The 14,724-nt window shown below is 68.5% G+C and carries 12 protein-coding genes; 7 read left to right on the top strand and 5 right to left on the bottom strand.

The window, feature by feature from the left end:
- Positions 1-63 precede the first annotated feature (63 nt).
- From MRAB57_RS08145 to MRAB57_RS08120, 6 genes are all read left to right on the top strand, one after another.
- Positions 64-1,872: a DUF5631 domain-containing protein gene (locus MRAB57_RS08145; RefSeq protein ID WP_245835875.1), complete on the top strand. Its 1,809-nt coding sequence runs from the start codon at positions 64-66 to the stop codon at positions 1,870-1,872.
- Between the two features lie 65 nt (positions 1,873-1,937).
- Positions 1,938-2,258: a DUF2710 family protein gene (locus MRAB57_RS08140; protein WP_108638067.1), complete on the top strand. Its 321-nt coding sequence runs from the start codon at positions 1,938-1,940 to the stop codon at positions 2,256-2,258.
- 51 nt (positions 2,259-2,309) lie between these two features.
- Positions 2,310-3,800 carry a type VII secretion protein EccB gene (eccB, locus tag MRAB57_RS08135; protein ID WP_077090471.1) on the top strand — a complete coding sequence of 497 codons (1,491 nt, stop codon included), beginning with the start codon at positions 2,310-2,312 and terminating at the stop codon, positions 3,798-3,800.
- A 2-nt stretch (positions 3,801-3,802) separates the two neighbouring features.
- A complete protein-coding gene (eccCa, locus tag MRAB57_RS08130) occupies positions 3,803-7,891 on the top strand; it encodes a type VII secretion protein EccCa (protein WP_077087111.1) in 4,089 nt (1,362 codons plus the stop codon).
- Positions 7,892-8,075: 184 nt separating this feature from the next.
- Entirely contained in the window at positions 8,076-8,363 is a 288-nt protein-coding gene (locus MRAB57_RS08125) for a PE domain-containing protein (protein WP_077090470.1), read from the top strand.
- 9 nt (positions 8,364-8,372) lie between these two features.
- Complete coding sequence (locus MRAB57_RS08120) at positions 8,373-9,647, top strand: PPE domain-containing protein (protein WP_077087110.1); 1,275 nt, start codon at positions 8,373-8,375, stop codon at positions 9,645-9,647.
- Here MRAB57_RS08120 and MRAB57_RS08115 read toward each other — a convergent pair.
- A complete protein-coding gene (locus tag MRAB57_RS08115) occupies positions 9,568-10,341 on the bottom strand; it encodes a TIGR03084 family metal-binding protein (protein ID WP_077087109.1) in 774 nt (257 codons plus the stop codon). The two genes, MRAB57_RS08120 and MRAB57_RS08115, sit on opposite strands and share 80 nt — an antisense overlap.
- Positions 10,342-10,350: 9 nt before the next feature.
- Complete coding sequence (locus MRAB57_RS08110) at positions 10,351-11,637, bottom strand: MFS transporter (protein WP_077087108.1); 1,287 nt, start codon at positions 11,635-11,637, stop codon at positions 10,351-10,353.
- A gap of 146 nt (positions 11,638-11,783) precedes the next feature.
- Here MRAB57_RS08110 and MRAB57_RS08105 point away from each other — a divergent pair, with 146 nt between their 5' ends.
- Positions 11,784-12,389: a YqgE/AlgH family protein gene (locus MRAB57_RS08105; RefSeq protein ID WP_077090468.1), complete on the top strand. Its 606-nt coding sequence runs from the start codon at positions 11,784-11,786 to the stop codon at positions 12,387-12,389.
- Here MRAB57_RS08105 and MRAB57_RS08100 read toward each other — a convergent pair.
- The 3 genes from MRAB57_RS08100 to MRAB57_RS08090 form a co-directional block, all read right to left on the bottom strand.
- The gene (locus MRAB57_RS08100) at positions 12,376-13,377 is read right to left on the bottom strand and encodes a bile acid:sodium symporter family protein (protein ID WP_425436730.1); all 1,002 of its coding nucleotides are present in this window, start codon (positions 13,375-13,377) and stop codon (positions 12,376-12,378) included. The two genes, MRAB57_RS08105 and MRAB57_RS08100, sit on opposite strands and share 14 nt — an antisense overlap.
- A 28-nt stretch (positions 13,378-13,405) precedes the next feature.
- A complete protein-coding gene (locus MRAB57_RS08095) occupies positions 13,406-13,753 on the bottom strand; it encodes a hypothetical protein (protein WP_077087107.1) in 348 nt (115 codons plus the stop codon).
- Between the two features lie 67 nt (positions 13,754-13,820).
- Positions 13,821-14,724, bottom strand: a 904-nt coding sequence (locus MRAB57_RS08090; RefSeq protein WP_077087106.1) for an LpqN/LpqT family lipoprotein, incomplete at its 5' end; no start/stop codon positions are given.

Here is a 14,724-nt window from a genome sequence, read left to right as displayed (position 1 = left end):
AGAGCTACCCGGGAATCATTGGCGGCGCCGGCCTTCACCTCTCCCATCGATTGCACCCCGTGGGTGATCGGTGGGCTTTGGCCTGCCGAGCTGTCGACGATCACCGACGAAAACGCCGCCGACGCACAGCATCTCAGGGATGACCTGCACCGGATTGCCGGCAGGACCAACGACGAGCTGAAGATCATCAAGCGCGCCGGATTGGATGATGCGGCCCGGCATGCCGCGGAGGTTCGAGCCATCGACGAGGCCCGATCCCACGCGGCGCGGCGAATCGAATCGGCGCTGCGTCATCTGCACGCGGTGAAGGCTTCGGCCCGCCCCGAACAGCCGCAATACCCGCACACGCAGCCGCCGGGGCGCTTCACCGCCAGCGGCGAAAAGACGCGGGTCATGCCCGGCGGTCGCCCGCAGACGCCGGGGCCTTTCACCGCCAGCGGCGAAAAGACGCGAGTCATGCCGGGCCCTCGCGTGCAGCGGCCGCCCTTCGCTCGTCCGGAGCCGCCACCACCGGTCCGTTGGGACCCGCCACCACCTGTTCGTTCGGAGCGGCCTCCCGCGGTCGGGGCACGATCGGAGGACAAGACGGAGATCATCCCGGTTGTCCCCGCGGTCGAGCCCGCTGCCGAGGAGTTCGCCGCCGCCGAGTTGGAGCCGGTGATCGATGTTCCGGTCGAGGCCTACGTGGATGAAGACGAGGACGCCTCGAGCGGCCGGCATCGGGTTGACGGTGACGAGGTCGACGCCGCCGAGGAGACCGCGGTCATGCCGGCACTTTCGGCCGAGGTGGTTGACGTCGAGCCCGAGACCACGCAGTTTTTCGTCTCGGTCGACGAGGCCGACGACGAGGCCGATCAAGAGGAGGACGCGGGCGGCCGGCATCGGGTTGACGGTGACGAGGACGCCGCCGTTGAACCCGCCGACGCGCCGGAATTTTCGGCCGAGGTGGTTGACGTCGAGCCCGAGACCACGCAGTTCTTCGTCGGGCCCGATGAGGCCGCCGAACCCGCGGTCGTCCCCGAAGCCGAGCCGGCCGCCGCAGAACCAGACGTCGCCTTGGCGCCAGAGCCAGAGCCAGAGCCAGAGCCGGAACCAGTGGACCTGGAGCCGGAACCCGAGCCGGAGCCGGAACCAGTGGACCTGGAGCCGGAACCCGAGCCGGAGCCAGAGCCAGAACCCGAGCCGGAGCCGGAACCAGAGCCGGAGGCCCCCGTTGCCCCGGCCAACGCCGAATCCGACAGCGAACGGCTGCAGCGGCTGCTTGCCTTCGTGGTCCGGCAAGAACCGCAGCTGAACTGGGCGGTCGGCGATCGCCCGGACGGCACCACCATCCTGGTCACCGACCTCGCCCACGGCTGGGTGCCCTCGGGCATCGCGGTTCCGGCGGGCGTGCGGCTGCTGGAACCGGGGCGGCGCGGCCGCAGGCTGTCAGCGCTCCTCGGCGAGACGACGCGCGCGGTGACCTATACGCCGGGCGATCCGGTGGGACGGGCGATCGACTTCGCGCCGACCGAGGCTTCGGTGCAGGGCCGCGAACTGCCCGCGGTGGACGATCTGGGTTGGGAGCTCGGTCGCCTCACCCACTGGCGCGACGGGCTGCCGCGACTCGTCCACACGTTGGCCAAGGCCGCCGCGGCTGGCACCGGCGTCGTCGAGGAAGAAGCCGACCTGCTGCGCGTGCACCTCGATACCGCGCGGTATCAGGTGCTGACGCAATATCCGGACGTGGACCCCGCACTCTTGCTCAACTGCCTGCTGCTGGCCGCCACCGAGAGCAGCGTCGCCGGCGACCAGGTGTCGGCGAACTACCACTTCGCCTGGTTCCAAAAGCTCGACGAACCGCCGGCCAGCCAGTGGACCGCGGAATCATGACGCGGGTTCAAAAATAACTGTCAATCCATGAATTGACGCTGGTTGGAGCGCTCGATGATACTGACATCGTGTCGGGATCGGGCGGTCGCGCGAATCTGAGCGACAAGGATCTCGTCGAAGCTGTGTTACGTGAGCTGAGCGAGGCAGCCGACAAGTGGGAAGCCCTTGTCGCGCAGGCCGAGACGATCACCTACAGCGTGGACATGGGGGATATACGGGCGGTGGCGAATTCGGACGGCAAGTTGGTCGAGTTGGCGTTGCATCCAAGTGTGATGACCGGCTACGCCCACGCAGAGTTGGCTGACAGATTGAACGTCGCGATCGCGGCGCTCCGCGAAGAGGCAGAAGCCGAGAACCAGGCAAGGTACGGCGGCGATCTGCATTGACATCGGAGTCGGTGCCACACACCCGCATCGACCGCCGAAAGGAGAATGACTGTGCCACTCAATCTGTCCAACCGGGATCAGAACTCGGGGCACCTGTTTTACAACCGGCGGTTGCGGGCCGCGATCACCCGGTTTTCGGTCCGGATGAAGCACGACGACCGCAAGCAGCAGGCGGCGGTGGCGCTGTCGATCGTGCTCGTCGTCATCGGCATCGGCTGGATGGCGCTGTTGCACTTCATGAAGCCCGCGGGCCTGGTCGGTGGGTCGTCGATCATCGGCGACCGTGACACGGGTGCGATCTACGCGAAGATCAACGGGCGCCTCTACCCCGCGCTCAACCTGACGTCGGCGCGCCTGGTCGTCGGCACCGCCTCCGCCCCGGCCTGGGTCAAGGCGAGCGAGATCGCGAAGTACCCGACCGGACCGATGATCGGAATCCCGGGTGCGCCCGATAGCCTGCCGATCACGCAGAGCTCGGTATCGTCCTGGGCGGTCTGCGACACCGCGGCCACCCGCGGCAGCGGAACCGCTCCCCTGGTGACCTCGATCGCCGGTCAGCTTTCGCCGGAGGGTAGATCGGCGCCGATGGGGCCGGCGCAAGCCATCCTCGCCACCCACAAGGGCGCGACCTACGTGATCTGGCACGGGCAGCGGTCCCGCATCGACCCGACCGACCGATCGGTCACCTTCAACCTCGGGCTCGACCCCGGTGTCACCTACCCGATCGCAATCTCCAACGCCCTGTTCGACGCGATGCCGTCGACGGAACCCATTGTGCTGCCCGTGATTCCGGCACGCGGGACGCCGTCTCGCCTGATACCGGGCGCGATGGTCGGCAGCGTGCTGGAAACGCGCAACGCCAGCGGAGCCGTCAACGGGTTCTACGTGCTGCTGCCCGACGGCGTGCAGAAGATCACCAGCTTCGTCGCCGACCTGCTGCGTACCGCGAATTCGGAGGGTACGACCACACCGGCGCTGATCGCCCCGGACAAGCTGATTCAGATCCCGGTGATCGACGTGCTCGACGTGGACTATTACCCGTCCGGGAAGATGGAATTCGTCGACACGTCGGCGAATCCGACCACCTGCGTGGGATGGGACAAGCAATCCGGTGACCCGCAGGCCCGGATCACCGTGTTCACCGGCCACGGGCTGCCCGTCTCGATCGGCATGGAATCGCACCTCGTGCGCCTGGTCCGCGACGACCGTGATGTCAATTCGGCTGAGGCACAACAGACTTTGATGCTTCCGGGCGCCGCGAATTTCGTGACGACGACCAGCGGCGTGGCTACCGCGGACAGTCGAGAGAGCCTGTATTGGCTTTCGCCGCAAGGGGTTCGGTTCGGAATCCAGTCGGATCATTCCACCCTGAAGGCGCTGGGGTTGGACCCGCGGCAGGCCGTGCAGGCACCCTGGCCGATCGTGCGCACCTTTGCACCCGGCCCGGCGATAGGCCGCGACGCCGCCCTAGTGGCGCGTGACGCGGTCACCGGAGGCGGTGCGGTGGCGCCCGTTCCCGACAACACCGAAATCGGGGGGTAGAGATGTCCAAGCGAGGTTTCGTTCGCGGCATGCGCAAGCCGCCGCCGAGCGTTCCGCCGGTGCGTATCGCGGTGGCCGCGCCGCTGGCCCTGCCCGAACGCGAGCCCCGCAACATCCTGGTGATGATCGCGCTTCCGGCGCTGCTGGTCGGAATCATCGGCACCCTCGTGGTGATGTATGCGTCGGGCATCCGATCGCTGCAGTCCGGGTTTTTCCCGATGATCGGCCTGGTCGGGTTCGGCACGCTGATGTTCAGCGGGCGCTTCGGGCGGGGCCGCCGGATCAGCTGGGGCGAACAGGAAAAGCAGCGCCGCACCTACCTCCGCCAACTCGACGACGACCGTGACGAGGTGCAGCACGCCGCCCAACAGCAGCGCCGAAGCCAGCTTTTCCTGCACGGCGATCCGCAGAAGCTGGACACCGTCATCGGCGGCCCGCGGATGTGGGAGCGACGCGGCGCCGACCCGGACTTCCTGGACGTCCGCTTGGGCATCGGCATTCAGCAGGCCAGCGAGTCGGCGGTGTCGCTGCAGTGGCCCGACGTCCCGATCGGCGAAGAGCTCGAGCCCGTAACCGGCGGTGCGCTAAGGGATTTCATCCTCGAACAGAGCAAGATCCGCGGCATCGGCAAGGTGCTGAGCCTGCGGTCGAAGCCCGGCTTCAGCTTCATCGGCGACGATCCCGGCGAACTGCACAGCTTCGCGCGCTCGGTGCTGTGCTCCCTCGCGGTTTACCACAGCCCCGGGGATCTCAAGCTGATGGTGGTTACCCGGCATCCCGAGCTGTGGTCGTGGCTGGTGTGGCTGCCGCACAACCAGCACGACGAGATGTTCGACGCGTGCGGGCTGCGCCGCCTGGTGTTCACGTCGCCGACCGAACTCGAGGAGGCGCTGGACTCCGAGCTGCACCGCAAGGGCCGGGGACCGTGGACGCCCCCGGTGGGTACGAGTCCCACCTCTATGCCGTCGCCGATGGAATCGCCGGCCGGGCTGGCGCTCGGCCCGCACTGGGTGATCGTCGACGACAACGTCGGCACGCCCGAGCAGTGGGAGGGCGTGACCGGACAGAAGGGTATGGCCGGCATCACCGTGCTGCGGCTGGCGACCCGGGCCGGGGTGGGCGTCGGATTCGCCGACGAGGGTGAACGTTTCGCGCTGCGTGAAGGCCGGCTCACCCATCGCGGCACGTTCTACGCCGTGGCCGACATGCTCGCCGAGAGCACCGCCAGCCGCTATGCGCGGGCGATCGCCCGCTGGTCTCCGATGAGCGCCGGGGAGCTGTCGGAGACCGACAGTCAGGGCGGGGAACTGCTGCGGGCGCTGGGAATCAACGACCCGCGGGAACTCGACGTCGACAGGCTCTGGGGCGAAAGCCGCGGGCGCGGCGACTCGAAGTGGGCGATGGTCCCCGTCGGCGTCAGGCAAGGCGGGGAGCTGCAATACGTCATCTTGCGCGCCAAGGACTTTGGTGGTTTCGGATTCCACTCGGTGGTGATCGGTACGTCCGGTTCGGGAAAGTCCGAATACTTCTTGTCGTTGTGCAGCGGGATCGCGCTGACCCACTCCCCCGAGACGTTCATCGTGATCTTCGTCGACATGAAGTTCGAATCGGCGGCCCAGGACTTGCAGGGCTTCCCGCACGTCGCGGGCTCGCTGTCCAACCTCGGTAAGGACGACAGGCACCTGGCCGAACGGATGCGCAAGGCCGTCAACGGTGAGATCGCCCGCCGCTACCGGCTTTTCAACAAGGCCGGCGCGCGCGATGCCAACGAGTATGAGGAAATGCGGCTCGCCGGACGGGATCTGGAGCCGGTGCCGATCCTGCTGGTGATCATCGACGAGTACCTCGAGCTGTTCATCCACCACCCCGAGTGGATCGACCTGGTGATCCACATCGGGCAGGAGGGCCGCGGCTGTAACGTCTTCTTCACCCTGGGCGGTCAGCGGCTGGATCTGTCGTCGCTCAGTAAAGCCAAGAGCAACATCGCCTTTCGCGTCGCGCTGCGGGCCGAGACGGCGGAGGACTCCCGCGACGTGATCGGCAGCGACGCCGCCCTGCACCTCCCCTCCAAGGAAAACGGCTACGCGCTGCTCAAGGTCGGCCCGCGCGACATCGAACAGTTCCGGTGCTTCTACGTGTCGGCTCCCTTCGTGGTGCCCAAGCGGGTGGTCAACGTCGACAAGACGGTGGACGTGAGCTTTTCGCAGCCGCGGGCGTTCACCTGGGCGTACCAGCCACTCAGCGAGGCCGACAGCGACGCCCTGGCCGTCGCCGACGAGCCCGACGAGCCCGACGAGTTCCTCTTCCACCCCGACGGCTTCCGTAAGAAGAAACTCGTCGACGTCATCCGCGAATCGCTGCTGGCACACCCGGCACGCCCGCCGCACCAAATCTGGCTTCCACCACTGGAAGTCAGCCAGACGATGGACGCATTGGTGGGCGCCTGGCGGGGCAAGCCGTGGTACGAGGACTACGGCCAGAATCCCGGGCTGATATTCCCGGTCGCCGTGGTCGACATCCCCGAAGAGCACGCCCAACGCGTGCATTTCATGGACGTCGAGATGGACAACATCATGGTGGTTGCGACCGCCCAGCGCGGTAAGTCCACCACCCTGATGTCGCTGATGGTCTCGGCGGCGCTGATGTACCGGCCCGAGCGGGTCACGTTTTTCTGTATCGGGGCGTCGCTGTACCCGGTCGAAGAGCTGCCACACGTCGCGTCGGTGGTCAGCCAGACCGACGCCGAGGGAGTCTCGCGCACCGTCGCGGCGATCGAGGCGCTGATCCTCGCTCGCGAGGCGGCGTTCAAGCAGTACCAAATCGACGTCTCCGAATTCCGGGAGCGGCGGTTCGGCACCGAGCGCGAGGGCGGCACCGATCCCAACGACAAGTTCGGCGACGTCTTCCTCGTCGTCGACAACTTCAGTGACCTCTACGACAAGGACCCGCCGACGGGCGACCGACTGGTGTCGATCGCGCGCCAGGGCCTGTCCTACGGCGTGCACATCATGACCACCGCCACGGCGTGGCTGGTCGGTCAAAAACAGCAGCTGGTCAACGTGTCGAACGCCCGCATCCAGCTGCGGCTGAGCAATCCGGACGAAACCCAGATGGGTGAGGGCTTCGAGCGGCGCAAAGCCGCCCGCAACACCCTGGACCGGCCCGGGTTCGGGGTCACCCGGGAGGGCCACGAGTTGCTGATCGGGGTTCCGGAGATCACCGCCGCCAACGGGGACCGTGTTGCGACCCGCGGGATCGGTGCGGTCATCGCCGAGGTGACCGGTGCCGGGCGGCTGGAGCGGCTGGCGCGACTGCCCGAACGTGTCGCCCTCGCCCAGGTCTTCGCCGCCTTCGCCGCGAGCGAGCCGGCGTCCGACCCCCTCAACATCCCGTTTGCGATCGGCGAAAGCGCTTTGCAGCCAACCTATTTGCCGACTCGAGCGGTGCCCAACATGTTGGTGCTGGGCCGGCAGGCGTGCGGCAAGACCACGACCTTGGCGGCGTTCGGGCAGTCGATCATGAGGCATCTGACTCCCGAGCAGGCGCAGATCACGATCATCGACCCGAAGACGTCGTTGATCGGCAAGATGCAGGGGCCGCACGTGCGTGCCTACGCCTACACGGCCGACGACATCGACGCGGTGGTCGAGAGCCTGGCCGAGGTCCTGCGCGATCGGCTGCCACCGTCGGGTCTGAGCCAGGAGGAGCTGATGCAGCGCAGCACGTGGGAGGGTCCGCATCATTTCGTACTGATCGACGACGAGCAGGAGCTCCGCCCGCACGGGGTCATCGGCAAGGTCGCGGCGACCGCGCCGTTATGGGGATTGATGGAACGCAGCCGCGAGATCGGGCTGCACGTGATTGCGTCCCGCCTTCCCGGAAACTGGGCCGGCGTCTCGGTGACCAATCCATTCCTGCAGAAGATGACCAGTTCGAGGGCGCCGACGTTATTCATGGACAACGACCCGGCCGCGGTGAAGGTGTTCGGCCGGGTGAGTTCGCAGCAACTTCCGCCGGGCCGTGGCCTGCTGGTCACCACCGACGGCGCGATGGAAGGTGTGCTGGTCGGAGACACCAAAGAGGCCGAGTAGCCCACTCCGGCCGGGACCGGATAAAGGTGATTCGACACCTTTCCGTGACCGCCTTAGAATCGAGAAATTCCGCGGATTCTCTTGCGGAAAACAACTGGGGTGGGAAGTTCGGCAAACGGGTATTCCCCTGTAGCTGTGACTGGCAATGTGAATCACGGAGGGCAAAATGGGCGGGCTGTATCAAATGGGTTCAGAGGCGGTCGACCTGTCGTCGACTGCCGAAACGGGCATCAGCGAGGAGATGGCGGCCACCACGGCGGCCGGCAGCGCGGCGCTCACCGGCGTGCTGCCGATGGCACCCGACGCCGACTCGGTGGAGTTCGCGGTCGCGCTGAACGCCGCGGGGGCGGCCTACCTGGCCACCGCGACCGAGCACGCCGGGCAGCGCGCCGGGTTCGCCGGCGCACAGGGCCTGGCGTCCGTCTCGAATGTCGCGTCCGACGCGGCGGGCTCTATCGCTTCAGCCCTATAACCGGCCACCATGGCTGATCCGAGGTTCAACGGTCCACCCGAGATCGTCGCTTCGATCTTCGAGGCGGGAAACCCCGCATCCGTGCTGGCCAACAACGCCGTGTGGGTGACGGAGACCGCGAACAAGGAAATCGCCGCAGGCCTTTCCACGGTCAATGCCTTCGCCACTGCCGCGCAGTGGCAGGGCATGGGCGGGGTTGCGTCGATGGCCACCAGCACCGGCCTCAACGTGGGACTGCACACGCTGGTGGGCTGGACGGCCCACAAGATCGGCGTCACGACGGCAGCCGTCGAAGCCTTCACGCTCGCGCGGTCGTCGGTCATCCCGTCGGTAGTGTCCGTCACCAACCGGATGGAGACGGTGGTGCTGTACAACACCAACTTCATCGGGCAGAACACGCCCGCGATCGCCGAGCGGGAACACGAGTATTACCTCGAGCACTGGCCGCAGAACTCGACCGTCGGCTGGGCTTACGCCAGCGCGTTGGCCGCGCTCGTCGCGGCGCTGGCGGTTCCGCCGCCCCTCGCTCCGATGGGTGCCTCCCCCGCCGCCCCGGCGAGCGCGGCCGCGGCGGTGGGCCAGGCGGCGGCGCAGGGCGGCATGAACGGCGCGATGCAGGCCGGCAGCCAGGCGACGCAGGGCGCCGGGCAGGCGGCCGCGGCTCCCGCCGAGGGCGGCAGCCAGATGAGCTCGATGATGCAGATGCCCATGCAGATGATGCAGAGCGTGATGGAGCCCATGCAGTCGGTGCTCAAGGCGCCGATGGAGGCGTTCCAGGGTCTCGGCCAGATGCCGATGCAGATGATGCAGTCGATGGGCGGGCTGTTCTCCGGTGCGGGCGGCGGCAATGCCGGCGCGGCCGGTGCCGCCGCCGAGCCGCTGCTGGCCGGGGCCGGTGGTGCGGGGTGTTGGCGGGGTCGGGAACATCGCCAGCAGCGGGGTCGGCCTCACCAGCTACACGCGCCCCACCAGCAGCTTCGAGCCGGAGATGGCGGGCAGGCCAACCGGGCTGCGCGCAGGCGTGCTCAACGCCGCCGAAGTACGCGGACCGACGGCCACAACCGGCACGGGCGGATCGCCGATGCCGATGTCGCCGGCCGGCATGCTGGGGCACGGCAAGGAGGGCGCCGCCGACAAGGACGTCGCCCGCGCCCGCGTGGTCGTGGGAGCCGACCGGGGCGACGAGGCGTAGCGCCCTCAGCGGTCAGCGGCCCGGACCGGGTGGACCGGCGAAGGCCTGCGCGATGTGCAACCAGCGCTGCGCGTCGGCGCCCGACGCGGTGATGTCGACCGCGTCCAGCGGCCGCCGCTGGGTTACCAGGAAGCAGAAGTCCTCGGCGCTGCCGCTGATTCGCTGGGCGGCGTCGGGTGGACCCCACGTCCAGGTGTCGCCGCCGGGTCCCCGCAGCTCGACCAGAAACGGCTCGGCCGGCGGCGTCAACTTGTTGATGGTGAACGCGAAATCGCGAGTGCGCACGCCGATGTGGGCGATCGAGCGCAGCCGCTCGGTGGCCGGACGCCTGACTCCGAGCGCATCGGCAACGTCGAGTCCGTGCGCCCATGTCTCCATCAACCGCGCGGTCGCCATCGACGTCGCGCTCATCGGCGGCCCGAACCACGGCAGCTTCCGGCCGTCGTCGACCGCGAGGAGCTCGTCGTGCAGCCGCCCTCGGGTGACCCGCCATTCGTTCAGCACCTCGGGCGCGGGTTTGGCGGCCAACTCCGCGGCCCCGGCGTCGACGAAGCCGTCGGTGTCCTGCAGCGCGGCGGCCAACATCTCGTTGAACGCCGGCTCGTCGGTGACCGCCGCGAGCGCGGCCCGGTCGGTCCACAACAGATGCCCGATCTGGTGGGCGATCGTCCAGCCCGGGGCCGGCGTCGGATCAGCCCAACGGTCGGCATCCAGCGGCGCCACCAACGCGTCGAGGTCATCGCTTTCGGCCCGCAGCTCCGCTACGAAAGGACCGGGATTCGCCATCTTTGCCTCCTAGCGCACCGTGACGGGTTGGCCGCGACGGCCGAGGACGCTGTGCACGACCAGCCCGACGAGATACAGCGCCGAAGCGAACACGACGAACGCGGGCGCATAGCCGTCGGCCGGAATCAGCGCCGCGGCAACGGAATTGGCGACGATGAACGAGACCCAGAACAGCGCGTCCTGGACCGCGAACACGTGCCCGCGCAGCGCGTCGTCGACATCCATCTGCATCGCCGAGTCGGCGCACAGTTTGATCATCTGGCCCGTGACGCCGAGGAAGAAGCTGCACCCCACCATGACGGGGACCATCAGCCCGGCCCCGGCCAGCTCGATCACCGCCGCCCCCATCAGCGCGCCGTTCGCCGCCGCGTAGCGGCCCCAGCGCCGCACGGTAGGCGGGGTCAGCAGGTTGGACAGGAAGGAACCCAGCCCGGACGCGGCGAAGAACAGCAGGGCGATCCCCAGGCCGCCCGCCGCAGGATCCTTGACGCGGTGCGCGAGTAGCAACAGCAACAGCGAGTTGATTCCGACGACCATGCGGTGGGCGGCCAATGCGGACAGGGCGGCGGCGACGGTCGGCGTGCGCACGATGGTGCGGGCCCCGTGCATCCACCCGGTGATCACCGCGTACATCGCCGAACCGTGGATCGCGCGGCGGCTGTCGTCGGGGCCGAGCACCCGCGGGCCGAACCGCAGCGACAGCAGCAAGGCGATCGTTATCGGGACCACCGTCAGGAAGATGATGACCGCGGCGCCCTTGTCTCCCCCGCCGACGAAGAAGCGCGGCAGCAGCATGAAGTTGGCGCCGATAAACGCGGCGATCGCGCCGGACGCGGTGGCCACCGAGTTCATCGTGACGACCTGTTCGCGCGGCACCACGTGGGGCAGTGACGCCGACAGGCCGGAGGCCACGAAGCGGGCCAGGCCGTTGGCGAGCAGCGCCCCCAGCAGCAGCGGGATTTCGCCGGCGCGGATCGCCAAAATCGTTCCGATCACGGCGATCAGGGCCAGCCGGCTCAGATTCGCGCCGACCAGCACCCAGCGTCGGTCCCAGCGGTCCATCATCGCCCCGGCGAACGGGCCCAGCAGCGAGTAGGGCAAGAACAACACCGCGAAGGCGCGCGCGATCGACGCGGGGTCGGCCGCCCGGTCGGGGTTGAACAGCAGCGCCCCGGCCACCGTCGCCTGGAACATGCCGTCGCCGAACTGACTCGCCATGCGCAGCTGCATCAGCCGCCAGAAATCGGGCATGCTGCGCACCGACCGCCACAGCTCGACGGGTGCACGCATTTGCATCCGGGCTTGAAACAAAAGGACCGACTTCCAACGATTGGGCTGGGGCGCGGGCCGTCTCCCTCGACGCCGCTGTACCAACAGTACAAATGTTGCTACGGCGGACCTATTTTCCCCGGGTCATGCAGCGGGAGTGCGATGATGGTCGGATGCCGCCGTCCGAAGATCCCGAGGACTCTGTCGCACCCGCCGCGCAGCGGGTGCGCGCGGGCACCTTGCTGCTGGCCAACACCGATCTTCTCGAACCGACGTTCCGGCGCAGCGTCATCTACATCGTCGAGCACAACGACGGCGGCACGCTCGGCGTGGTGCTCAACCGGTCCAGCGAGACCGCGGTCTACAACGTGCTGCCGCAGTGGGCGCAGCTGACGGCCAAGCCGAAGACCATGTTCATCGGCGGGCCGGTGAAGCGCGATGCGGCCCTGTGCTTGGCGACCTTGCGCGTCGGCTCCGACCCGCAGGGCGTACCGGGTCTGCGGCATGTCGCCGGACGGATCGTGATGGTCGACCTGGATGCCGAGCCCGACCTGATCTCCCCACTGGTCGAGGGCGTGCGGATCTTCGCGGGATATTCGGGCTGGACCATCGGTCAGCTCGAGGGCGAGATCGAGCGCGACGACTGGATTGTCTTGTCGGCGTTGCCTTCTGATGTCCTGGTTGGCCCGAAGTCCGACCTGTGGGGGCAGGTGCTGCGCCGTCAGCCGCTGCCGTTGTCGTTGCTTGCCACCCACCCGATCGACGTCAGCCGGAACTAGCGTTCCTCCCCCACCCCGCCGCGTCGGCCCGCCGCCCGAGCCTGCTGGCGATCGTCGCGCAGACGACGAGCTGGATCTGGTGGAAGATCATCAGCGGCAACATGGTCAGCCCCACCGTGGCGGCGGGGAAGAACACCAACGCCATCGGCAGGCCGGACGCCAGGCTCTTCTTCGAGCCGCAGAACAGCAACACGATCGCGTCGCCCCGCTCCAGCCGGCCCACCCGGCCGGTGAAGGTGGTGGCGGCCAGCACCACCGCCAGCAATGCCGTGGCGACGATCGACACCCGGATCAACTGCCGCACATCGACACTGCCCCAAATGCCCTCCACCACGCCCATCGAGAACGCCGTGTACACCACCAACAGGATGGAGCCGCGGTCGACGATTTTGAGCAGCGCCGCGTGCCGGGTGATCAGCCCGCCGATCGCCGGCCGCAGCAGCTGACCGACCCCGAACGGCAGCACCAGCTGCAGCATGATGTCGCGGATGGCGGTGCCGTCAACGTGGACCGCGCCGCTGGTGTTCATCAGCAGCACCACCAGCAGCGGCGTCAGCACCACCCCGAGGATGTTGGACAGCGACGCGCTGACGATCGCGGCCGAGACATGGCCCCGCGCAATCGACGTGAACGCGATGGACGACTGCACGGTCGAGGGCACCAGGCACAAGAACAGCACGCCGTTGTACAGGTCTGGGGTCAGGACCGACGGCACCAACACCCGAGCGGCCAAGCCCAGCACCGGAAAGACCGCGAACGTCGTGGCCAACACCAGCAGGTGTAAGCGCCACTGCCGCACGCCCTGCCATGCCTGCTGCGGCGAGAGCCGGGCGCCGTACAGGAAGAACAGCAGCGCGATGGCGGACTTGGCGGCGAGTGACACGATCTCCGCGGCGTGGCCGTGGGCGGGGAGTAGGGCGGCAATGGCCACCGTCGCAGCCAGGGCCAGCAGAAATGCGTCGAAAATTGCCGCGAACCGCCGCATCATGACGGGCCGGCCACGTCCTTGCGCGGGCTCAGTGGCAAGTCTGTGTGCAGCCGGCGCAGGCAACCGCGCACCCGGCCGTCGCGCCTGCTGCTTCGCGGCGCAGCGCAAAGCGCGCGCTCTGCCACGAGCCGGCGGCCAGGGTGCCCAGCGCGCCGGCGACGCAGACGATAACCACCACCAGCGCGGTATGCGGGGACGCGGCGAGGGCCACCACACCGCCGGCCGCCAGCATGATCGCCGCGGCCAGCTGCGTCGGGGCCAGGGCGCGCAGCGCCAGCGCCGAGGTGTCGGCGACCTGGCTGCGGGAAAGCGACCAGGTTCCGAATCCGGCGGAAGCCACCGCCGTACACATGCACAGCACGCCCGCGATCACCATGGGCTCACAATACGAGGCGTGCCTGCGGTGTGCGCGCCGGGCCGATGCGGCCTGGGGACGGCGAGAGTCAGCGCCCGGTGATGCTGGTGAAGTTCGGCAGCGGGGGCAGGCCGGGTACCAGCGCCAACAGGTTCGGCGCGGGCTGGGCCTGCATCTGGTTAGGAACCGCGGCCGGCGCGGGAACGGCGGCCTGGGCAGGAACGGCAGCCTGCGCGGGCAGGGCGGCCGCTGCGGCGGGCGGCTGTGCCGGGACCGCGGCCGGCGCGCGAACAACCGGGGCCGGTGCGGGGGCCGCGGCCTGCGCGGGAGCAGCGGGTGCGGGAAGCGCGACCGGCGCGGTGGTAGGCGCTGCCGCTTTCGCCGGAGCCGGCGCGCCGGGAACCGTGACCTTGAAGCCGTTGATGATGCCGTCGGTGGCGGGCGCGTCTGAGATCGCGACGGCGCGGTCGGTGGTCACCGACAGCGACACCAGATAGTTGTCGTGCCCGGAGGTGGCGATGACGTGACGCCGCGAGGTGTTGAGGGTCATGTCGCCCTCGCGGTACGTGCCTTCGACGACGGAGGAGGGGAACCCCGCGAAGTCGGCCATCGACGCGTTGGTGGCCTGCCACGCGAGCAGTTTCTGGCTGTCGACGTAGCCATGCGTGATGGCTTCCCTGGGATCAAAGTTGCCGACCAGTTTGTACACCACTACCTGCGCGTTTGAGTTGTACACGCTGGCGCCCTGGCGGTCGGCGATCACCGCGAACGCATCCGGCACGTTGGGATCGGGGACCTGCGTCCAGCGCGCGGGCACCGGCAGCGTGATGTCGAGCGCCTTGAACCCCTGCGGCTTCTGCGCCTCCAGCTTGACGCCCTTGGACTGGAAGTAGTCGCGCAGCGTCCCGGAGGCCGCGGGGGTCGGTGCCGGGGGAGCGGGCACGACGGCCGGGGCTGCGGCCGCGGCGGGGGCCGCGGCCGCAGCCCCGGCC

It is taken from the genome of Mycobacterium rhizamassiliense (assembly GCF_900157375.1).
In the GTDB taxonomy this organism is placed as follows: domain Bacteria; phylum Actinomycetota; class Actinomycetes; order Mycobacteriales; family Mycobacteriaceae; genus Mycobacterium; species Mycobacterium rhizamassiliense.
Note: the sequence above shows the minus strand (reverse complement) of the source record. Positions and strands in the feature narration are given on the sequence as shown.